This is a genomic window from Alkalispirillum mobile (genome assembly GCF_003664325.1).
GTDB classification, from domain to species: Bacteria; Pseudomonadota; Gammaproteobacteria; order Nitrococcales; family Halorhodospiraceae; genus Alkalilimnicola; species Alkalilimnicola mobilis.
The window spans coordinates 768,252-787,346 of the sequence record NZ_RCDA01000001.1; the positions used below are offsets into that span (position 1 = coordinate 768,252).

Sequence of the window (19,095 nt, forward strand, 5' to 3'; positions counted from 1 at the left end):
CTCAGAACATCTGGCTCCCGAGGAACCAGCCGATGAGCACCAGCAGGCCGATAATCATGATGAACGCGTAGTGGTACAGGTACCCGCTCTGCAGGTGACGGACCCGGGCGCCGATTCGCCCAATCAGGTTCGCCGTACCGTTCACCAGCGCGCCGTCGATGAAGCTACGGTCGCCCCCTTGCCAGAGCGCGTTACCCAGGCCCCGACCACCGCCGGCAATGTACTTGATGTACAGGTCGTCGAAGCCGTACTTGTTCTCAAGCACCCGGATCGGCACCCGGAACACCCGGTTTACCGCCGGCAACAGGTCCGGCCGCTTCATGTAGAAGAACCAGGCGGTGACCACACCCGCCGCGGCCAGGTAAACCGGCGGCGCCGCGAAGCCGTGCAGCAACAGCGCCATTGCCGAGCCGTAGCTGGCGCCGACGGCTGCCAGGACATCATTACCCTCCGCCACGTGGATGGCCGGGCCGAAGAAGTCCCCGAATAGCATCGGCGTAACCGTATAGGCACCGATCAATACCGAGGGCACGGCCAGCAGCAGCAGCGGTACGGTGACCACCCGCGGGCTTTCGTGCAGGTGGGATCGGGTGTGATCGTCCATCCGCTCCTCGCCGTGGAAGACCAGGAAGAAGAGCCGGAAGCTGTACAGCGCCGTGACGAACACGCCAAGCATTACGCAGAGGTACGCGAAGGTCGCACCGGCCCGTTCGGACTCCCCGACGGCAAGTATGATCCCATCCTTGGAGAAGTAGCCCGAAAAGCCCGGGAAGCCGATCAGCGCCAGCGTGCCCAACAGCATCGTCCAGTAGGTGATGGGCATGTACTTTTTCAGGCCGCCCATCTGGCGCATGTCCTGCACGTGGTGCATCGCGATGATCACGGAGCCCGCGCCCAGGAAGAGCAACGCCTTGAAGAAGGCGTGGGTCATGAGGTGGAACACGCCCGCGGCGTACGCAGACACGCCGAGCGCGACCACCATGTAGCCCAGCTGCGAGAGCGTCGAGTAGGCCACCACCCGCTTGATGTCGTTCTGAACCAGGCCGACCAGCCCAAGGAACAGCGCTGTTACGGCGCCGATCACCAGCACGAAGGAGAGCGCCACTTCGGACAGCTCGAACAGGGGCGACATCCGGGCAACCAGGAAGATACCGGCCGTCACCATGGTGGCCGCGTGGATCAGCGCAGAGATCGGGGTCGGACCCTCCATGGAATCGGGCAGCCAGACGTGCAGCGGGACCTGGGCCGACTTACCCATGGCACCGATAAACAGCAGGATGCAGGCCACCGTCAGCACCGACCACTCCGCGGTGCCGAAGATCGACAGTGTCAGCCCGGCGTTCTCCTCGGCGGCCGCGAACGCCTCCTGGTAGTCCAGCGTCCCGAAGTAAAACACGATCAGCGCGATACCGAGCAGGAAGCCGAAGTCGCCGACGCGGTTGACCAGGAACGCCTTCAGGTTGGCGAAGATCGCGGTATCGCGCTTGTACCAGAAGCCGATCAGCAGGTAGGAGACCAGGCCCACGGCCTCCCAGCCGAAGAACAATTGCAGGAAGTTGTTCGCCATCACCAGCATGAGCATGGCGAAAGTGAACAGCGAGATATAGGAGAAGAAGCGCTGGTAGCCGTCGTCGTCGTGCATATAGCCGATGGTGTAGATGTGCACCATCAGCGAGACGAAGGTCACCACGGTCATCATTACCGCGGTCAGGCGGTCGACCAGGAACCCGACCTCCATCTGCAGGCCGCCAACCACGGCCCAGGTGTAGACAGTCTCGTTGTAGACCTGGGCGGCACCCCAGACCTGGTCATACAACACCACCGCGGACAGCACGAATGACGCGCCCACGCCCAGGATGGTCACCCAGTGGGAGGCAGCGCGACCGATCTGGCGGCCGAAGAACCCGGCGATAATCGCTGCGAGCAGCGGAATGAGCGGAATGGCGAGATATATCGTTTCCATGAACATCAGCCCTTCATGCTGTCCAGATCGCCGACGTTGATGGAGCCCCGATTACGGAACAGCGCCACCACGATGGCCAGGCCAATAGCGGCTTCCGCCGCCGCGACGGTGAGGATGAAGAACACGAAGATCTGCCCGGCAAAGTCCTGCAGATAAGCCGAAAAGGCGATGAAGTTCATGTTCACCGCGAGCAGGATCAGCTCGAGGCACATGAGCAGCACGATCAGGTTCTTCCGGTTAATGAAGATCCCAGCCACGCCCAGGGAGAACAGCAGTGCCCCCAGAACCAGATAGTCGGCAAGTCCAATCATGATTGTTCGCTTACTCCGACGCGTTGTTTCCCCTTGCGGGGGCTCATTCCCGCCCCTCGGACTTCATGCTGACCAGGCGGACCCGGTCCTCACGGCGTACGTGCACCTGCTTCCCTACGTCCTGATGCTTGGTGCCCTCCCGGCGGCGGAGGGTGAGCACGATTGCCGCGATGATCGCCACCAACAGAATCACCGCGGCAATCTCGAAGGGATAGACATAGTGGGTGTAGAGCAACTGCCCGATGCCGCGGATGTTGTTCACGTCCGCGGGCACCTCTGGGACCACGCCCCCACCGATGCCGGTATGGCCGGAGAGCAGCACGATACCGAGTTGGAGCGCCATCAGGACCGCCACTAGCGCACCGGCCGGCAGGTAGCGGGTGAACCCTTCGCTGTGAATGCTGCGTCCGATATCGAGCATCATCACCACGAACAGGAACAACACCATCACCGCGCCGACGTAGACCACCACCAGAGCGATCCCGAGAAACTCGGCGCCCGCCATCACCCAGAGGATGGCGCTGTTGAAGAAGGCCAGCACCAGGAACAACGCGCAATGAACCGGGTTGCGTGCGGTGATGACCATGGTCGCGGCGAAAAGCAGTATCGCCGCGAAAATGTAAAAAATGACCTGCTCCATGGGTGTGTCCCCAATGCCTGTGCTTGGATGCCTGCTGCCGTGCGGGTCAGGGGCACGGCAGGCCGAATCGGATTATCGTTATCTTCCGCCGCCGATTAGCGGTACGGAGCGTCAGCGGCACGGTCGGCCGCGATCTGCGCCTCGTACTTGTCGCCGTTGGCCAGCAGTCGCGCCTTGTCGAAGACCCGCTCTTCACGGTTCTCCATGTGGTACTCGTGCACGCTGGTCTCCACGATGGAGTCCACCGGGCAGGACTCCTCGCAGAACCCGCAGTAGATGCACTTGAACATGTCGATCTCGTAGCGGGTCGTGCGCCGCGTGCCGTCGCTCTCCCGCGGCCCGGCGTCGATGGTGATGGCCAGGGCGGGGCAAACGGCTTCACACAATTTGCAGGCGATGCAGCGCTCCTCACCGTTCGGGTAGCGACGCAGGGCGTGCATCCCGCGGAAACGCGGGGACTTCGGCGTCTTCTCCTCCGGGTACTCCAGAGTGACACTCCGGCGCAGAAAATGCTTTCCGGTAAGCTGCAGCCCGCGCAGCAGCTCGACCAGAAGGAAACTCTTGACGTAATCCCTGACGGCAGACATGGCGTCTCCTATTAGAACCAGGGCCCGAAGCCGGTGACGATGAAGATGGTCAGCACGATCAGCCAAACCACGGTGACCGGGATCAGCACCTTCCACCCCAGCCGCATGATCTGGTCATAGCGGTACCGGGGGAAGGTCGCACGGAACCAGAGATAGCAGAAGATGAAGAAACAGGTTTTCAGCAGGAACCAGACAATGCCGGGCACCCAGTCGAACATCGGGCCCAGCAGCGGCCAGCCGTGGAACGGCGAATACCAGCCCCCGAGGAACATCACGGCCGCAATGGCCGAGATGAGGATCATGTTGGCGTATTCAGCCAGGAAGAAGACCGCGAAGGACGTCCCCGAGTACTCGACGTGGAAGCCGGCCACGATCTCGGATTCACCCTCGGCCACGTCGAAGGGTGCGCGGTTGGTCTCCGCGACACCGGAGATCCAGTAGACGAGGAACAGGGGCAGCAGGGGCAGCCAGAACCAGCTGAAAATCCCCCCCTCTTGGGCGGTGATGATCTGGCCAAGGTTCATCGATCCGGCGGCCATCAGCACGCCCACCAGCGCAAACCCCATGGCGATCTCGTAAGAGACCACCTGCGCCGACGCCCGCAGCGTCCCCAACAGCGCGTATTTGGAGTTGGACGCCCAGCCCGCGATGATGATGCCGTAAACACCGAGGGAGGTCATGGCAAGGACGTAGAGCAGGCCGGCGTTGATATCGGCGATCACCCACCCTTCGGCCACCGGGATGACGGCCCATGCCGCCAGCGCCGGCATGATGGCCAGCAGCGGCGCGACCACGAACAGCACCCGGTTGGCGTTCGACGGAATACTGATCTCCTTCATGATCAGCTTCAGTGCGTCCGCGAACGGCTGCAGCAGGCCCTGGTAACCAACGCGGTTGGGCCCGCGACGGTCCTGCATCGCGCCAATGACCCTGCGCTCGGCATAGGTCAGGTATGCCACTGCAAGAAACAGCGGCACCACCAGCGCCACGATCTTGAGCGTTATCCAGAATAGTTCTGTGAAAACCGCCATGCGATTACGCTTCCCGTAGCCCCTGGCCGGCTCAGTGGCCGGCCACCTCCAATTCGCCGTTCATCGGCCCCACTGCCACGCTCTCCCGGAGCGCGGCGGGCACCCAAACGGTCCCCTCTGCGATATCCGCGGACACCCGCACCGGCAGTTCCACCTGCTCGCTGCCAAGCCGGATCTGCCCCCCCTCGTCCACGCCCAGCCGCTCAGCGGTGGCAGGCGCGAGCCAGGCCTCGGCAGCGACCGCGTGGCTGGTCTGCTGCAGGGGTTGCGACCGGCGCACCAACGGATCGACGGCGTAAATGGGGGTCGCACCGGCGCGCTCCAGGCCTTCGCCCCCAGCCGGCGCCGACTTGGGCGCGACCCACGGATAGGCATTCGATGGCGCCACTTCCCCGACCGCACCCTGCAGCTCGTGCAGCACCTCGTCGGAGGACTCCTGGTCGAAGCCGTCCAGTTCGAGCACGTTGCCGAGCACACGCAGGACACGCCAGCCCGGACGGGCCTCGCCAACCGGCTTGCCCACGCCCGGGAAGCTCTGCCAGCGGCCCTCGAGGTTCACGAAAGTGCCGGAGGTCTCACCGAATGCCGCGATCGGAAGGATCACATCTGCCTCGCGTTCAAGCTCCGGCGTCAGCCAGCTGCTGAACGCGATCACCCGGTTTGCCGACGCCAGCGCGGCCCGCGCCTGCTGACCGTTCCAGCAATCGAGCTCCGGCTCAACGTTATAGAGCACGTACGCCTTGCGCGGCTCGGCCAGCATTGACCGGGCATCCAGTCCGGCCTTGTCGGCCGCGACACCACCCACCTCACGGTGCGGCACCGCCCCTGCCAGGTAGCCACCGACGGTGTTGGCCGCCTCCGGCAGCACACCGAGCACGGCACCGGTCTGTTCGGCAAGCTCCGCGCTCAAGGCGCGTAGCAATGCAGCCTGCGGGTGGGCGTTGGCCTGATTGCCGAGCAGGATGGTGGCGCGCTCCGCCTTGCTCAGTTGCTCCGCAATGGCCTGATGACGCGCATCCGGCTTCCCGGGGTAGAGCGCATCAGCACCCTCCGGCAACGTGCCCCCGTTGGCCGTTACAACGGCCTGCAGCACGGCGGCGAGCTCGCCGACCTGGGCACTGGGACCGGCGAGGATCTCCTCGGCCAGATCGTAGTTGAAGTCATACCGGCGGTTATTGATAGCGAACACCGTCGCACCCGCCTTGGTGGCCTTCCGCAACCGGTGGTTGAGGATCGGCTGCTCATGCCGCAGGTAGCTGCCCACGAGCAGCGCGGCATCGGCGTCTTCGAGCGCACTAATCGGCTGGCCGAGCCAGGGGAACGCAGGCGCCTGATCCTGATCCGAGACGTCGCCATCGCGCAGGCGGTGGTCGATGTTCCGGCTTCCCAGGCCCCGAACCAGTCGGCCGAGCAGGTACATCTCCTCGGCGGTGGTAGTGGGGCCGACCAGCGCGCCAAGCTGAGCGGGACCGTGGGTCTCGACCGTCTCCCTGAGCAGGCCCGCTACCTGTTCCAGGGCAGTCTGCCAGTCGACCTCGCGCAGAGCGCCGTCCACACGCGCCAGCGGGCGGGTGATCCGGTCCTCGCTGTAAACGCCCTGGTGGCTGTACCGGTCCCGGTCCGCGATCCAGGTCTCGTTGACCAGTTCGTTCTCTCGCGGCACCACCCGCATGATCTCACCACGAAGATGGTGCAGGTGCAGGTTGGAACCGACGGCATCGTGCGGCGCCACCGAGGGGTGGGCCAGCAATTCCCAGGCCCGGGCCCGGAAACGGAAGGGCTTGTTGGTCAGCGCGCCCACCGGGCAGAGGTCGATGATGTTGCCGGAGAGCTCGGAGTGCACCCCGCCCTCCACGAAGGTGGAGATCTCGGTGTACTCGCCGCGGTTCATGCCCCCAAGCTCGCGCTTGCCGGCGATGTGATCAAGAAAGCGCACACAGCGCGTGCAGTGAATGCAGCGGGTCATCTCGGTGGAGATGAGCGGGCCGAGGTCCTCGTCGTCCACGACGCGCTTGCGCTCGGTGAACCGGGAGACGCCCCGGCCGTAGCCCATGGCGACATCCTGCAACTCGCACTCACCACCCTGGTCGCAGATCGGGCAGTCGAGCGGGTGGTTGATGAGCAGGAATTCCATCACCCCGCGCTGGGCGGCTACGGCCCGCGGCGAGTCGGTGAAGATTTTCATGCCGTCCGCCACCGGCGTGGCGCACGCGGGGAGCGGCTTGGGGGCCTTCTCCACCTCTACCAGGCACATCCGGCAGTTGGCCGCGATGGGCAGCTTCTTGTGGTAACAAAAGCGCGGGACATCCACGCCCCGGGCGTCGGTGGCCTCTATGATCATCGAGCCTTTCGGCGCCTGAATCTGCTCGCCGTTGACCTCGATGGTCACCATGTCCTGCGGCTTGTCTTCGACCTTGGCACTCATGCTCAGGCGGCCTCCACCATGGAACGCTTGTGTTCCACGTAGTATTCGAACTCGTGACGGAAGTGCTTGAGGAAGCTCTGCACCGGCCAGGCTGCCGCCTCACCGAAGGCGCAGATGGTGTGACCCGCTATCTGGCCGGCGGCCGCTTCCAGCAGTTCGATATCTTCGTGCCGGCCCTTGCCCTCGACGATGCGGCGCAGCACCCGCTGCATCCAGCCAGTGCCCTCCCGGCAGGGGGTGCACTGGCCACAGGACTCGGCGAAGTAGAACCGGGAGATCCTCAGAATGGCCTTGACCATATCGGTGGTCTCGTCCATGACGATGACGCCGCCGGAGCCAAGGGCAGACCCGATTTCCGCCAGCCCGTCGTAGTCCATGGTGGACTGCAGCATCACCTCACCCGGCACCACCGGCATGGAGGAGCCGCCCGGGATGACGGCCTTGAGCTTGCGGCCACCGCGCACGCCGCCGGCCATTTCCAGCAGATCCTTGAAGGGAGTACCCAACGGGATCTCGAAGTTGCCCGGCTTTTCCACGTGCCCGGAGACGCAGAAGATCTTTTCGCCGCCGTTGTTCGGCTTGCCCAACTCCAGGAACCAGTCCGGGCCGTTGCGCATGATCGACGGCACGGAGGACAGGGTCTCGGTGTTGTTGATGGTGGTCGGCCGGCCGTAGACACCCACCTGGGCGGGGAATGGCGGCTTGTAGCGCGGCTGCCCCTTCTTCCCTTCCAGGGATTCCATCAGCGCCGATTCCTCGCCACAGATGTAGGCGCCAGCGCCAATGTGATTGTGCAGTTCAAAGTCGATACCCGAGCCCATGATGTTACGGCCGAGCAGCCCCGCCTCGCGGGCCTCCCGCACGGCCTGCTCGATGCGCTCGAACGGCTCATGGTGGAACTCGCCGCGCAGGTAGTTGTAACCGACCGTGGCACCCATGGCGTACCCGGCAATGGCCATGCCCTCGACCAGCGCGTGGGGGTTGAAGCGCAGGATATCGCGATCCTTGCAGGTCCCCGGCTCGGATTCATCCGAGTTACAGACGATGTACTTCTGGCCCGGCGCATTGCGGGGCATGAAGCTCCATTTGACGCCGGCAGGGAAGCCCGCGCCACCACGACCGCGCAGGTTGGCCTTCTTGACCGTCTCGATGATCTCTTCCTGGGGGGTGTTCTCCTTGAGAATCTTCTCCCAGGCCTGGTAACCACCCATTGCCCGGTAGGTCTCCAGGCTCCAGGGGGTTTCCTTGTCCAGCGTGGTCAGACACACCTGATTGGCCATGCTTTACTCCAGCGCGTCGAGAATCTGATCGATCTTCTCGGGGGTCAGATCGGTGTAGTAATGGCCGTCAACCACCATCATCGGCGCCCCCGTGCAGGCGGCGAGACACTCCTCTTCGATCTTGAGGGTGATCCGATCATCGGCCGTGGTCTCACCGAGCTTGATACCCAGTTTCTTCTCGGTATAGGCGACGATATCCTCGGCGCCCTTCAGCCAGCAGCAGATGTTGGTGCAGATGTTCACCTTGTGGCGGCCCACCGGCTCCAGGTCGAACATGGAGTAGAAGGTAGCGACCTCGTAGACGGCCACCGGATCCATCTCCAGGTATTCCGCGACGGCATCCATGTACTCACGCCGCAACCAACCACCGGTGTTGTCCTGGACCACGTGCAGCGCCGGGATTACCGCCGACTGCTTCTGGTCGTCGGGATATTTGGTCAACCAGTGGTCAATCTCCGCCCGCATTTCGGGCGTCAGCAACTGTTCTGCAAGCCCGCTGCTCAACGGTCAATCTCCCCAAAAACGATGTCCTGTGTACCGATGATGGCCACCACGTCGGCCAGCATGTGCCCGCGTGCCATCTCGTCCATGGCGGACAGATGGGCGAACCCGGGCGCCCGCAGCTTCACCCGGTAGGGCTTGTTGGCGCCATCAGAGATCATGTAGCAGCCGAACTCACCCTTCGGGGCCTCCACCGCAGCGTAGACCTCGCCGGGCGGGGTGGTGTAGCCCTCAGTAAAGAGCTTGAAGTGGTGGATGAGGGACTCCATGTCGTCCTTCATCTGCTCCCGGGTCGGCGGCGCGACCTTGTAGTCGTCGATCATCACCGGGCCGGGGTTCTGTCGCAGCCAATCCACACACTGCTTGATGATGTGGTTGGACTGGCGCATCTCTTCGATTCGCACCAGGTAGCGGTCGTAGCAGTCACCGTTGGTGCCCACCGGGATATCGAATTCCACCTGGTCGTAGACCTCGTAGGGCTGCTTTTTACGCAGATCCCACTCGATCCCGGAGCCACGCAGCATCGGGCCGCTGAAACCAAGTTGCAGCGCGCGCTCCGGCGACACCACGCCGACATCGACCAGGCGCTGGCGCCAGATCCGGTTCTCCGTGAGCAGAGTCTCGTACTCATCGACACACGCCGGGAAACGCTGGGTGAACTCCTCGATGAAGTCCAGCATCGAACCCTGCCGCGCCGCGTTCATGAGCTCGAGTTCTTTCTTGCTCCGGAACTTGTTGGGCTCGTATTTCGGCATGCTGTCCGGCAGGTCGCGGTAGACGCCCCCCGGACGGTAGTAGGCCGCGTGCATGCGGGCGCCGCTGACCGCTTCATAGCAGTCCATCAGGTCTTCGCGCTCGCGGAAGCAATAGAGGAAGGCGGTCATCGCGCCGACATCCAGCCCGTGCGCGCCCAGCCACATGAGGTGGTTCAGGATCCGTGTGATCTCGTCGAACATCACCCGGATGTACTGGGCGCGGATGGGCGCCTCGATGCCGAGCAGCTTCTCGATGGCCATGACGTAAGCGTGCTCGTTGCACATCATGGACACGTAGTCCAGCCGATCCATGTAGCCGATGGACTGGTTGTAGGGCTTGGACTCGGCCAGCTTCTCGGTGGCGCGGTGGAGCAGCCCAATGTGCGGGTCGGCACGGCGGACGGTCTCACCCTCCATCTCCAGCACCATCCGCAACACGCCGTGGGCGGCAGGGTGCTGGGGACCGAAGTTAACGGTGTAGCTCTTGAACTCAGGCATCGCTGGCACCCTCCTCCCGGTGCTTGCGATCGGCATAGCGGTTGTCCTCGCGCACCACCCGCGGCACGAGGACCCGCGGCTCGATACTCACCGGCTCGTAGACCACCCGGCGTTTCTGTTCGTCGTAGCGGACTTCAACGTTGCCAATGAGCGGGAAATCTTTGCGGAAGGGGTGGCCGACAAAGCCGTAGTCGGTGAGGATGCGTCGCAGGTCGGGGTGGCCGTCGTAGATGATGCCGTAGAGGTCGAAGGCCTCGCGCTCGAACCAGTTCGCCCCGTTCCAGATGTCCACGACCGAGTCGAGCACTGGGAAGCGGTCGTCTTCGCAGAAACAGCGAACCCTCAAGCGGTGATTCAGCTCCACGGAGAGCAGCTGATAGACGGATGCAAACCGACGCCCGGTATTCTCGCTGATCTCCTGAACGCCGTAGATGCCGGTGATACCGAGGCGGGCGAAGTTATTGCCGGCAACACCGCGGCTAAAGCCGGTGCCCTCGGCCGTGTCCGTAAACCACTCGTCTTCGCCCCAGGCCGCGTAGTCGACACCTGCGATATCCATCAGCATGTCGAAACGCAGCCCTTCGGCGTCCCGCAGCGTGGTCATCGCGTCGTGCAGGTCCGCCGGAGCGACCTCAATGGACAGCTCGTTGCGATCAGCATCGAGCGCGGAATCTCGCAATCTTTCCCCGAGCCGCTCCTGTACCGCGGCCTGGAGTTTTTCCAGCTTCTTGGCCATCCGACTCCCCTTAGCGGGCGATGGTGTTCGTGGTGCGAATCTTCTTCTGCAGCGCAATGATGCCCCAGAGCAGGGCCTCGGCCGTGGGCGGGCAACCCGGGACATAGACGTCCACCGGGACCACCCGGTCACAACCGCGCACTACAGAATAGGAGTAATGGTAGTAGCCGCCGCCGTTGGCGCAGGAACCCATGGAGATCACCCAACGGGGCTCCGGCATCTGGTCGTAAACCTTGCGCAGCGCTGGCGCCATCTTGTTGCAGAGGGTACCGGCCACCACCATGACATCGGACTGGCGCGGACTGGGCCGGAAGATTACGCCGAACCGGTCCATGTCGTAGCGGGCCGCGCCAGCGTGCATCATCTCCACCGCGCAGCACGCCAGACCGAAGGTCATCGGCCACAAGGAGCCGGTGCGGGCCCAGTTGATAACCTTGTCAGCCGAAGTGGTGACAAAGCCCTTCTCGAGCAGGCCTTCTACTCCCATTCCAGCGCCCCCTTCTTCCACTCATAGAGGAAGCCGATCAGCAGCAGGCCGATGAACAGCGCCATCGACAGGATGCCGAACATGCCGATATCGTCCAGAACGATCGCCCACGGGAAAAGGAAGGCAATCTCCAGATCGAAGATAATGAACAGGATGGCCACCAAGTAATAACGCACATCGAATTTCATGCGCGAATCTTCGAATGCCTCAAAACCGCATTCGTAGGGGGAGAGCTTCTCCGCATCCGGCTTAGAGGGCGCCAGGAGGAACCCTGCAACCAGAAAGACCATCCCGAATAAAAGCCCAAAGATGATGAAGACCAGAATGGGCAGATAGTTTTCCAGCATCTAGACTCGCCTCTCTGCTGGTTGCCCCGACCGGCCCCTTGCGAGGCCGGCCACCCTGGGGCTGCTCCCCGACCGGTATTGGTTGTTCGCCCGCAGCGGGCGGTGGCCGGGACTCTGTTCTTTTTATTGCTTGTATATGGTGCCGATGGCCGGACTCGAACCGGCACGGCTTTCGCCACTGCCCCCTCAAGACAGCGTGTCTACCAGTTCCACCACATCGGCAAATTCTTTGGTGGTTCTTGGCCCATCAGGGGGCCAAGTGGTGCTCGTTGAAAGCGGGGTAAAGTCTACCAGTTCGGCCCCGCGATCTCAACGAAAAACGCCCGCCGGGATCACTCCTCGGCAGGCGGCGGAGGCAGCTCGTCGTCGACCTCGGGGGCCTCCGGCTCATCCGCAGCCGGCGGCACTGTCTCCTCGACGTCCTGCTCACGCTCGAGCAGGCTGGCCGGGGCGTCGGTACCGCGGGCGGCAAGGATAGCCAGCGCCAGACTAGTGCCGAAAAATGCAATGGCCAGCCCGGTGGTCACCCGGGACAGGAAGCTACCGGCGCCGCGGGAACCGAACACCGTGGAAGAGGCCCCGCTACCGAAAGCCGCGCCCATATCGGCACCCTTGCCTTGCTGAAGCAGGACCAGGACGACGAGCACGACAGCGATAATGACGTGTATAGCGAGCAGAATCTGAAACATGGGGCCTCTTGTACGATTGGGTTACTAGCTAGGGGTGAACGGCAAACGCTAAGTGCGCGCTGCCGCAACAATATCCAGGAATGCCGCGGGATCGAGCGCTGCCCCGCCGATGAGCCCGCCGTCGACGTCCTCGCAGGCAAAAAGCTCGGCGGCGTTCGCGGGCTTCACGCTGCCGCCGTAAAGGAGCACGAGGTTCTGCGCCACGTCGTCGCCCAACGCGGCCGCAACACGCGCCCGGATGAACTGATGGACCGCTTGAGCCTGCTCCGGGGCCGCCGTCCGACCGGTGCCGATGGCCCAGACCGGTTCGTAGGCGATGACCAGCTTCTCCACCACGAAGGCGCCGAGCGCCAGGATGGCGTCCACCTGGGCACCGAGCACAGCCTCGGTGCGGTCGGCGTCCCGCTCTTCCAGCGTCTCGCCAACACATACTATTGGCGTCAGACCCGCACGCAGCGCTGCCTGAACCTTTTCCGCGATCAGTGCATCCGTCTCACCGTGCAGGGCGCGCCGCTCGGAATGCCCGACAACGACGTGGGAGCACCCCATCTCGGCGAGCATCGATCCGGCCACCTCACCGGTAAACGCACCACTATCCTGGGCGGAGACATCCTGACCGCCAACGCCCACCGGGGAGGTATCAGGCAGGGTCCGGCGCAGCGGGCCGACATAGGGGAACGGCGGACAGACGATTACGTCGACGTCCGGCGCGTCCAGGTCACTCAACGCCTCGCCCACCTGTGCGACGAGCGCGAGCGAGCCGTTCATTTTCCAGTTCCCAGCCACCATTGGCTTACGCATGGCCTACTCCTTGCCTTGGGTCTTAACCGCCCGGAAGAATACCGTCGGGCTGGAAAGGGGTCAATTTAGCGGGCGGTGTTGATGCTGGCATGCACATCACGGACCACATCGGCCAGGGCATTAGCGGCCTGGGTCACCTCCGCCTCGTCCGGGCCCTCCACCATCACGCGCAGCACCGGTTCGGTACCGGAGGGCCGCAGCAGGACGCGGCCCCGCCCGGCAAGCTGGGCCTCGGTGGCCGCCACCGCTTCAGACACCTGCTGATGGTCGTGCACCGGCACGCCCCGGGTGATGGGCACGTTGACCATTACCTGCGGCAGGCGCTCCATCCCATCCGCCAGGTCGGCGAGACTGCGCTGCTGCGCCGCCATCGCCTCCAGCACCTGGAGGGCCGAAACGATACCGTCCCCGGTAGTGGTCCGGTCCAGGCAGATGAGGTGGCCGGAGGACTCGCCGCCGAGCACCCCTCCCTCGCGGCGAAGGGCCTCCATGACATAGCGGTCCCCGACCTTGGCCCGCAGGAACGCCAGGCCCAGGCGGTCGATGCCCTGTTCAAGGCCCAGGTTGCTCATCACGGTCCCGACCACCGGCCCGGCGAGGCCGCCGTTGGCCACCCGCTGGCGGGCGATGATATAGAGCAGCCCGTCCCCGTCAATGACCTCGCCGCGGTGGTCCACCATGATCACCCGGTCGCCATCGCCGTCGAAGGCGATGCCGGCGTCGGCCTGATGCTCGCGTACCGCCGCCTGCAGGCGCTCCGGGTGCAAGGAACCGCACCCGGCATTGATATTCAGCCCGTCTGGCTCATCCGCCAGGGTGACCACTTCCGCGCCCAGCTCGTGGAACACCGCCGGCGCCACGTGATACGTCGCACCGTTGGCGCAATCCACCACCAGCCGAACGCCGCGCAGGCTGAGCTCATACGGGAAAGCGCGTTTGCAGAATTCGATGTAGCGGCCGGGGGCGTCACTAATCCGCGATGCCTTGCCAAGCTCGGCAGAGCGAACGGGCTTCAGAGCCTGGGCCAACTCCGCCTCGATGGCCAATTCCGTGGCATCGTCCAGTTTCTCGCCGTCGTCCGAGAAAAACTTGATGCCGTTGTCCTCGTGCGGGTTGTGGGACGCGCTGATCACCACCCCGGCCGCGGCCCGCAGCGTCCGCGTCAAGTAGGCAATCGCCGGGGTCGGCATCGGGCCCAGCAGCTTGACGTCCACCCCGGCCGCGGAGAAGCCGGACTCCAGGGCGGATTCCAGCATGTAGCCGGAGATGCGGGTATCCTTGCCCACCAGCACCGAGGACTGTCCGCTGCGGGCCAGGACTCGCCCGGCGGCCCAGCCCAGCTTCAGCATGAAATCCGGAGTAATAGGCAGCTCACCGACGGTCCCACGGATGCCATCGGTGCCGAAATACTGTTTTTTCATTGCTTCAGGGCCTCTCCCGTGCCTCCACCGTCCGTCCCGCGGCTGCATCCAACGCGGCGCCGGCCACCCGCAGGGCATCCACCATCGGGGCCACGTCGTGTGCGCGAACGATACGCGCCCCCCGGGTGACCGCGACCACGGCGGCGGCCAGACCGCCCGCGAGCCGCTGGTCCAAGGGCCGCCCGGTTACCCCACCAAGCATCGACTTTCGCGACATGCCGACCAGCACTGGCATGCCCAGCCCGGTGATCTCGTCCAGCCGCCCCAACAGGCGGTAATTATGGTCCAGGGTTTTTCCGAACCCAAAGCCCGGGTCCAAGATCAGTCGCTCACGCGGGATACCCGCCGCTTCACAGGCGCGGACCCGTTCCAGCAGAAACTCGCGCACCTCATCAACCACCTCGGCATAGCGCGGGTCGTGCTGCATGGTCCGCGGCTCCCCCTTCATATGCATCACGCACACCGGCAGCCCGGTGGCCGCCGCTGCCTGGACCGCGCCCTCGGCGCGCAACCCGTAGACATCGTTGAGCAGCCCGGCGCCGGCACTGGCCGCGGCGGACATGACAGCAGGCTTGCAGGTATCGACGGAGACGGGCACGTCCAGCCGGGTGCTGACGGCCTCAAGCACCGGCAAGACTCGATCAAGCTCCTCCTGGACAGACACCGGCTGCGAGCCGGGTCGGGTCGACTCACCGCCAATGTCGATGATGTCGGCCCCCTCCGCCACCAGGCGCTGGGCCTGGCGAATGGCTGTCTCAGGGGAAACAAACGCACCCCCGTCCGAAAAGGAGTCGGGGGTGACATTGAGCACCCCCATGACCAAGGGGCGCGACAGGGGTAGAACGTGCCGGCCCAGGCGCAGTTGCTGCGCCTGGGCCTGCTCGGGTGGAACCGCCATCAGTTCTCGGTGGTGGCGGGGCCGCCGATACGACCCTCGTCACGGTCGTCCTTGCCCGCCTTCTCACCGGCAGCACGATCGTCACCGTCGCCACCGCCGGAGGGGCCGGACCAGCCCTTCGGCGGGCGCGGATCCCGGCCCGCCATGATGTCGTCGATCTGCGCCCGGTCGATGGTCTCGTACCGCATCAGCGCATCGGCCATCACGTGCAGCTGGTCCATGTGGTCCTTGATGATCACCTCAGCCGCCGAGTAGTTGGCGTCAATGATGGCGCGCACCTCCTCGTCGATGGCGTGCTGGGTCTCCTCGGAGACATCCTTGTGCTGGGTCACGGAATGGCCGAGGAATACCTCGCCCTCCTCGTCCCCGTAAGCCAACGGCCCGAGGCGGGCAGAAAGGCCCCACTTGGTCACCATGCTGCGGGCAATATCCGTGGCCCGCTGAATGTCGTTGGACGCACCGGTGGTGACGTAGTTATGCCCGAAGATGATCTCCTCGGCGATACGGCCACCAAACAGGCTGGCAATCATGCTGTTCAGCCGCTGTTTGGTGTAACTGTAACGGTCCTCTTCGGGGAGGAACATGGTCACGCCCAGGGCACGCCCGCGGGGGATGATCGTGACCTTGTGCACCGGATCGTGATCCGGGGTCACCAGCCCGACGATGGCGTGGCCGGCCTCGTGATAGGCGGTGAGCTTCTTTTCTTCCTCTTTCATCACCATGGACTTCCGTTCGGAGCCCATCATGATCTTGTCCTTCGCCTGCTCGAAGTCTTCCTGGTCTACCAACCGCTTGTTGGCACGGGCGGCGAACAGCGCGGCCTCATTGACCAGGTTGGCCAGATCAGCGCCGGAGAAGCCGGGGGTGCCGCGGGCCAGAATCTCGGGCGTCACGTCATCGTCCAGGGGCACTTTCTTCATGTGCACCTTGAGGATGTGCTCCCGGCCGCGGACGTCGGGCAGCGGCACGACCACCTGACGGTCGAACCGCCCGGGGCGCAGCAGTGCCGGGTCAAGGACGTCGGGGCGGTTGGTGGCGGCGATGACAATCACCCCCTCGTTGCCCTCAAAACCGTCCATCTCCACAAGGAGCTGGTTCAGGGTCTGCTCACGCTCATCGTGACCACCACCCAGGCCGGCACCGCGCTGGCGACCCACCGCGTCGATCTCGTCGATGAAGATGATGCAGGGGCTGTGCTTCTTGGCCTGACTGAACATGTCGCGGACGCGGGAGGCACCGACACCCACGAACATCTCGACGAAGTCGGAGCCGGAAATGCTGAAGAAGGGTACCTTGGCCTCGCCGGCGATGGCCTTAGCCAACAGGGTCTTACCGGTGCCGGGCGGGCCCACCATCAGCACACCGCGGGGGATCGTGCCGCCGAGGCGCTGGAACTTGGACGGATCACGCAGGAAGTCGACCAGCTCCGCCACGTCGTCCTTGGCCTCGTCGCAGCCGGCCACGTCGCTGAAGGTGACCTTGCTCTGCTCCTCGGTCATGAGCTTGGCCTTGCTCTTGCCGAAGGACATGGCACCACGGCCAGCCCCACCGCCCTGCATCTGGCGCATGAAGTAGATCCAGACGGCGATCAGGAGCAGGAACGGGAACCAGGAGATCAGAATCTGCACCAGCATGCTGCGGCCTTCCGGCTCGCGGGCATCGATGGTGACGTCGTGTTCCAGCAGGGTACCGATCAGCGCCCGGTTATCCGACTCGGGGTTGTAAGTGTGGGCCTGGCTCCCGTCGGCACGCTCCACGGTGATCTTGTCGCCCTGGATCATGACCTCGCGCACCTGCCCGGCCTCCACGCTGCGGAGGAACTCGGAGTATTTCATCTGCTCCGGGCCTGCGGTGCCGCGTTCCTGGAAATTACTGAACACGGACATCAGGACCACAGCGATGATGATCCAGAGGATCAGATTTTTGGCCATGTCATTCACGGGCCGACCTCTCCTTCACTTTCGTGGGACCGACCCGGCGGGCCGGCCTTCAGTGAGCTGAATGCAATCCATAGAACCCTACTACAGACCGAATCCACGGGCCAGCAGGTAGGACTCCCGGCTGCGGGCACGCGAGGCGCGTGGCTTTCGGGTGAGCAATTTACTGAATTGAGTCTGCAGATCGCGCCGATAGTCATCCAGCCCCTCGCCATGGAACACCTTGGTGAGGAAATCACCACCGGGCTTTAATACTTGACCCGCGAAATCAAGAGCAAGTTCCGCCAGGTACATGGCCGCCGGCTGATCCACCGCCTTCACGCCTGACAGGTTGGGCGCCATGTCGGAGAGCACGACATCCACCGGCCGGCCGTCGAGCGCCTGCAAAAGCGCCTTCAGGGGGCCGTCCTCGGTGAAATCCCCCTCGATGAAGTGCACCCCCGGGAGCGCGTCCATGGGCAGGATATCGAGGGCGAAAACGGCGCCCCGCTCGCCCACCAGCTCGGCCGCCACCTGGCACCAGCCACCGGGGGCCGCCCCCAGGTCCACAACCGTCATCCCGGGACGGATCAACCGGTCCTTCTCCTGTATTTCCAGAAGCTTGAACGCTGCCCGTGACCGGTAGCCGGCCTTCTGGGCCTGCTGCACCCAATGATCACCGTGGTGCTCGCTCAACCAGCGGCGGCTGCTCGCCGTGCGTTTACGACGCCCCATCGTCGCGCTCCTGCTCATCCTGCTCATGGGCCCGGACCACCTGTCGGGTACGCCAGGCCAGCCAGCCCCCACCGCCGGCGCCAACGGTCAGCAAAATGGCCAGGTCCGCCAGCAGCCCCAGGTCGGTGGCCACCACCACCAGCGCCGCGCACAGCGCCAGCAGCGTGATAACGCCCAGCTCCAGCTTGACCCCGCTCAGCGGCCCGCTATCCGTGCGCAGGAGCAGCCGGCGTGGTAGTCTTTCGCGCCCATCGCTATCCGACATATTTCAGGAGTTCCTCAATGCGGCTCAACGAGTCCCAGCGTCGCCACCTGCGGCGCCTGGCCCACGATCTGAAACCGGTGGTACGTACCGGCAACGCCGGGCTCACCGAGGCCGTGATGGCCGAAATCGAGCTGGCGCTGACCTCCCACGAGCTGATCAAGGTAAAGCTGGTGGGCCTGGAGCGTGAGGAGCGGCAACCGACGATCGAGCAGGTCTGCGACGAGACCGGCGCAGAACTGGTGCAGAAGGTCGGACAGGTCGCCGTGCTCTACCGCCCCAACCCCGAGCGCAAGCCCGGCAAGCGGATCAGTCTGCCCTGACCGCCGGGCCCGACGACTCGTCGACGGGCCACGGTGCCGGCCCGGTGCCCGCGAGCACCAGCACGAAGGCAATCACGCTCTGCACCAGGTAGATGGAGGCGGCCGTACGGTGCAGCGAGGCGAACACATCAGTATCGGCGTCGCCGGCCGCCTTCACCTCCGCCATCTGCGCCGCGAGCACGAACTCGGCAAACGCAGTCAGTGCCAGCACCCCAAGAATCAACCAGAACCGCCAGTGGGTGGCCCAGGGCCGCACCCGCCGGATCAACTGCCCTAGCAACAGCGCAACAAGGCAGGCCATTCCAATGGTGTTGATCCGGCTTAGGATCTCGCCGGCCACCTCACCCGCCGTGACCTCGTCAAGGGTCTCGAAAAGGCCGGGCACCACCACGTAACCCACCGTCCAAAGGCTACCGGCCCAGAGCACCAGCAGCAGCCATTCCACCGGCCGGAGCAGCGGCAGTAGGGGCCGGAAGACCCCGACACCGG

General features: G+C 64.4%; 21 protein-coding genes and 1 tRNA gene. 1 reads left to right on the forward strand and 21 read right to left on the reverse strand.

Translation table 11 applies throughout. The features are described from left to right. Position 1 precedes the first annotated feature (1 nt). The 20 genes from nuoL to DFR31_RS03695 form a co-directional block, all read right to left on the reverse strand. The gene (gene nuoL, locus DFR31_RS03600) at positions 2-1,963 is read right to left on the reverse strand and encodes an NADH-quinone oxidoreductase subunit L (protein WP_121442157.1); all 1,962 of its coding nucleotides are present in this window, start codon (positions 1,961-1,963) and stop codon (positions 2-4) included. Positions 1,964-1,968: 5 nt separating this feature from the next. Next, positions 1,969-2,274 (reverse strand): NADH-quinone oxidoreductase subunit NuoK, encoded by a 306-nt coding sequence (gene nuoK / locus DFR31_RS03605; RefSeq protein WP_121441275.1) that lies wholly within the window; start codon positions 2,272-2,274, stop codon positions 1,969-1,971. A gap of 43 nt (positions 2,275-2,317) precedes the next feature. Beyond that, a complete protein-coding gene (locus DFR31_RS03610) occupies positions 2,318-2,914 on the reverse strand; it encodes an NADH-quinone oxidoreductase subunit J (RefSeq protein ID WP_121441276.1) in 597 nt (198 codons plus the stop codon). A gap of 95 nt (positions 2,915-3,009) precedes the next feature. Beyond that, on the reverse strand, positions 3,010-3,501 hold the full coding sequence (gene nuoI / locus DFR31_RS03615; RefSeq protein WP_121441277.1) for an NADH-quinone oxidoreductase subunit NuoI: 492 nt from the start codon (positions 3,499-3,501) through the stop codon (positions 3,010-3,012). An 11-nt stretch (positions 3,502-3,512) separates the two neighbouring features. Then, positions 3,513-4,532, reverse strand: coding sequence for an NADH-quinone oxidoreductase subunit NuoH (gene nuoH / locus DFR31_RS03620; RefSeq protein WP_121441278.1), 1,020 nt, complete (start codon positions 4,530-4,532; stop codon positions 3,513-3,515). 31 nt (positions 4,533-4,563) lie between these two features. After that, positions 4,564-6,957, reverse strand: a complete 2,394-nt coding sequence (gene nuoG / locus DFR31_RS03625) for an NADH-quinone oxidoreductase subunit NuoG (protein ID WP_121441279.1) — start codon at positions 6,955-6,957, stop codon at positions 4,564-4,566. 2 nt (positions 6,958-6,959) lie between these two features. Next, positions 6,960-8,237, reverse strand: a complete 1,278-nt coding sequence (gene nuoF, locus DFR31_RS03630; RefSeq protein ID WP_121441280.1) for an NADH-quinone oxidoreductase subunit NuoF — start codon at positions 8,235-8,237, stop codon at positions 6,960-6,962. 3 nt (positions 8,238-8,240) lie between these two features. Continuing rightward, positions 8,241-8,741: an NADH-quinone oxidoreductase subunit NuoE gene (gene nuoE, locus DFR31_RS03635; RefSeq protein ID WP_121441281.1), complete on the reverse strand. Its 501-nt coding sequence runs from the start codon at positions 8,739-8,741 to the stop codon at positions 8,241-8,243. Further along, positions 8,738-9,991, reverse strand: coding sequence for an NADH-quinone oxidoreductase subunit D (locus tag DFR31_RS03640; RefSeq protein WP_121441282.1), 1,254 nt, complete (start codon positions 9,989-9,991; stop codon positions 8,738-8,740). The genes nuoE and DFR31_RS03640 overlap by 4 nt, the downstream gene beginning before the upstream one ends. Next, positions 9,984-10,727, reverse strand: a complete 744-nt coding sequence (locus DFR31_RS03645) for an NADH-quinone oxidoreductase subunit C (protein WP_121441283.1) — start codon at positions 10,725-10,727, stop codon at positions 9,984-9,986. The genes DFR31_RS03640 and DFR31_RS03645 overlap by 8 nt, the downstream gene beginning before the upstream one ends. A gap of 10 nt (positions 10,728-10,737) precedes the next feature. Beyond that, entirely contained in the window at positions 10,738-11,214 is a 477-nt protein-coding gene (locus DFR31_RS03650) for a NuoB/complex I 20 kDa subunit family protein (protein WP_121441284.1), read from the reverse strand. After that, entirely contained in the window at positions 11,205-11,561 is a 357-nt protein-coding gene (locus DFR31_RS03655; protein WP_121441285.1) for an NADH-quinone oxidoreductase subunit A, read from the reverse strand. Before DFR31_RS03655 ends, DFR31_RS03650 begins: the two co-directional genes overlap by 10 nt. 137 nt (positions 11,562-11,698) lie before the next feature. Then, positions 11,699-11,783: transfer RNA gene (locus DFR31_RS03660), tRNA-Leu, on the reverse strand. A 110-nt stretch (positions 11,784-11,893) separates the two neighbouring features. Next, positions 11,894-12,250, reverse strand: coding sequence for a preprotein translocase subunit SecG (secG, locus tag DFR31_RS03665; protein WP_121441286.1), 357 nt, complete (start codon positions 12,248-12,250; stop codon positions 11,894-11,896). Positions 12,251-12,298: 48 nt separating this feature from the next. Further along, complete coding sequence (gene tpiA / locus DFR31_RS03670; protein ID WP_121441287.1) at positions 12,299-13,051, reverse strand: triose-phosphate isomerase; 753 nt, start codon at positions 13,049-13,051, stop codon at positions 12,299-12,301. Between the two features lie 65 nt (positions 13,052-13,116). Continuing rightward, entirely contained in the window at positions 13,117-14,472 is a 1,356-nt protein-coding gene (glmM, locus tag DFR31_RS03675; protein WP_121441288.1) for a phosphoglucosamine mutase, read from the reverse strand. A 4-nt stretch (positions 14,473-14,476) separates the two neighbouring features. Next, the gene (folP, locus tag DFR31_RS03680; RefSeq protein WP_121441289.1) at positions 14,477-15,370 is read right to left on the reverse strand and encodes a dihydropteroate synthase; all 894 of its coding nucleotides are present in this window, start codon (positions 15,368-15,370) and stop codon (positions 14,477-14,479) included. Next, entirely contained in the window at positions 15,370-17,310 is a 1,941-nt protein-coding gene (gene ftsH, locus DFR31_RS03685; RefSeq protein WP_121441290.1) for an ATP-dependent zinc metalloprotease FtsH, read from the reverse strand. Before ftsH ends, folP begins: the two co-directional genes overlap by 1 nt. Positions 17,311-17,391: 81 nt before the next feature. Then, positions 17,392-18,021: a 23S rRNA (uridine(2552)-2'-O)-methyltransferase RlmE gene (gene rlmE, locus DFR31_RS03690; RefSeq protein ID WP_121441291.1), complete on the reverse strand. Its 630-nt coding sequence runs from the start codon at positions 18,019-18,021 to the stop codon at positions 17,392-17,394. Further along, complete coding sequence (locus DFR31_RS03695) at positions 18,008-18,286, reverse strand: hypothetical protein (RefSeq protein WP_121441292.1); 279 nt, start codon at positions 18,284-18,286, stop codon at positions 18,008-18,010. The genes rlmE and DFR31_RS03695 overlap by 14 nt, the downstream gene beginning before the upstream one ends. A 17-nt stretch (positions 18,287-18,303) precedes the next feature. Between DFR31_RS03695 and yhbY the strand changes: the two genes are divergently transcribed. Further along, positions 18,304-18,606 carry a ribosome assembly RNA-binding protein YhbY gene (yhbY, locus tag DFR31_RS03700; protein WP_121441293.1) on the forward strand — a complete coding sequence of 101 codons (303 nt, stop codon included), beginning with the start codon at positions 18,304-18,306 and terminating at the stop codon, positions 18,604-18,606. Here yhbY and DFR31_RS03705 read toward each other — a convergent pair. Beyond that, entirely contained in the window at positions 18,593-19,051 is a 459-nt protein-coding gene (locus DFR31_RS03705; protein ID WP_170153585.1) for a DUF4149 domain-containing protein, read from the reverse strand. The genes yhbY and DFR31_RS03705 overlap by 14 nt on opposite strands. Positions 19,052-19,095: the final 44 nt, after the last annotated feature.

Excerpts from the sequence above, each read along its gene's own strand:
- nuoL (WP_121442157.1), bottom strand. The coding sequence starts at position 1,963 with ATGGAAACGATATATCTCGCCATTCCGCTCATTCCGCTGCTCGCAGCG.
- nuoK (WP_121441275.1), bottom strand. The coding sequence starts at position 2,274 with ATGATTGGACTTGCCGACTATCTGGTTCTGGGGGCACTGCTGTTCTCC.
- DFR31_RS03610 (WP_121441276.1), bottom strand. The coding sequence starts at position 2,914 with ATGGAGCAGGTCATTTTTTACATTTTCGCGGCGATACTGCTTTTCGCC.
- nuoI (WP_121441277.1), bottom strand. The coding sequence starts at position 3,501 with ATGTCTGCCGTCAGGGATTACGTCAAGAGTTTCCTTCTGGTCGAGCTG.
- nuoH (WP_121441278.1), bottom strand. The coding sequence starts at position 4,532 with ATGGCGGTTTTCACAGAACTATTCTGGATAACGCTCAAGATCGTGGCG.
- nuoG (WP_121441279.1), bottom strand. The coding sequence starts at position 6,957 with ATGAGTGCCAAGGTCGAAGACAAGCCGCAGGACATGGTGACCATCGAG.
- nuoF (WP_121441280.1), bottom strand. The coding sequence starts at position 8,237 with ATGGCCAATCAGGTGTGTCTGACCACGCTGGACAAGGAAACCCCCTGG.
- DFR31_RS03640 (WP_121441282.1), bottom strand. The coding sequence starts at position 9,991 with ATGCCTGAGTTCAAGAGCTACACCGTTAACTTCGGTCCCCAGCACCCT.
- DFR31_RS03645 (WP_121441283.1), bottom strand. The coding sequence starts at position 10,727 with ATGGCCAAGAAGCTGGAAAAACTCCAGGCCGCGGTACAGGAGCGGCTC.
- DFR31_RS03650 (WP_121441284.1), bottom strand. The coding sequence starts at position 11,214 with ATGGGAGTAGAAGGCCTGCTCGAGAAGGGCTTTGTCACCACTTCGGCT.
- DFR31_RS03655 (WP_121441285.1), bottom strand. The coding sequence starts at position 11,561 with ATGCTGGAAAACTATCTGCCCATTCTGGTCTTCATCATCTTTGGGCTT.
- secG (WP_121441286.1), bottom strand. The coding sequence starts at position 12,250 with ATGTTTCAGATTCTGCTCGCTATACACGTCATTATCGCTGTCGTGCTC.
- tpiA (WP_121441287.1), bottom strand. The coding sequence starts at position 13,051 with ATGCGTAAGCCAATGGTGGCTGGGAACTGGAAAATGAACGGCTCGCTC.
- glmM (WP_121441288.1), bottom strand. The coding sequence starts at position 14,472 with ATGAAAAAACAGTATTTCGGCACCGATGGCATCCGTGGGACCGTCGGT.
- folP (WP_121441289.1), bottom strand. The coding sequence starts at position 15,370 with ATGGCGGTTCCACCCGAGCAGGCCCAGGCGCAGCAACTGCGCCTGGGC.
- rlmE (WP_121441291.1), bottom strand. The coding sequence starts at position 18,021 with ATGGGGCGTCGTAAACGCACGGCGAGCAGCCGCCGCTGGTTGAGCGAG.
- DFR31_RS03695 (WP_121441292.1), bottom strand. The coding sequence starts at position 18,286 with ATGTCGGATAGCGATGGGCGCGAAAGACTACCACGCCGGCTGCTCCTG.
- yhbY (WP_121441293.1), top strand. The coding sequence starts at position 18,304 with ATGCGGCTCAACGAGTCCCAGCGTCGCCACCTGCGGCGCCTGGCCCAC.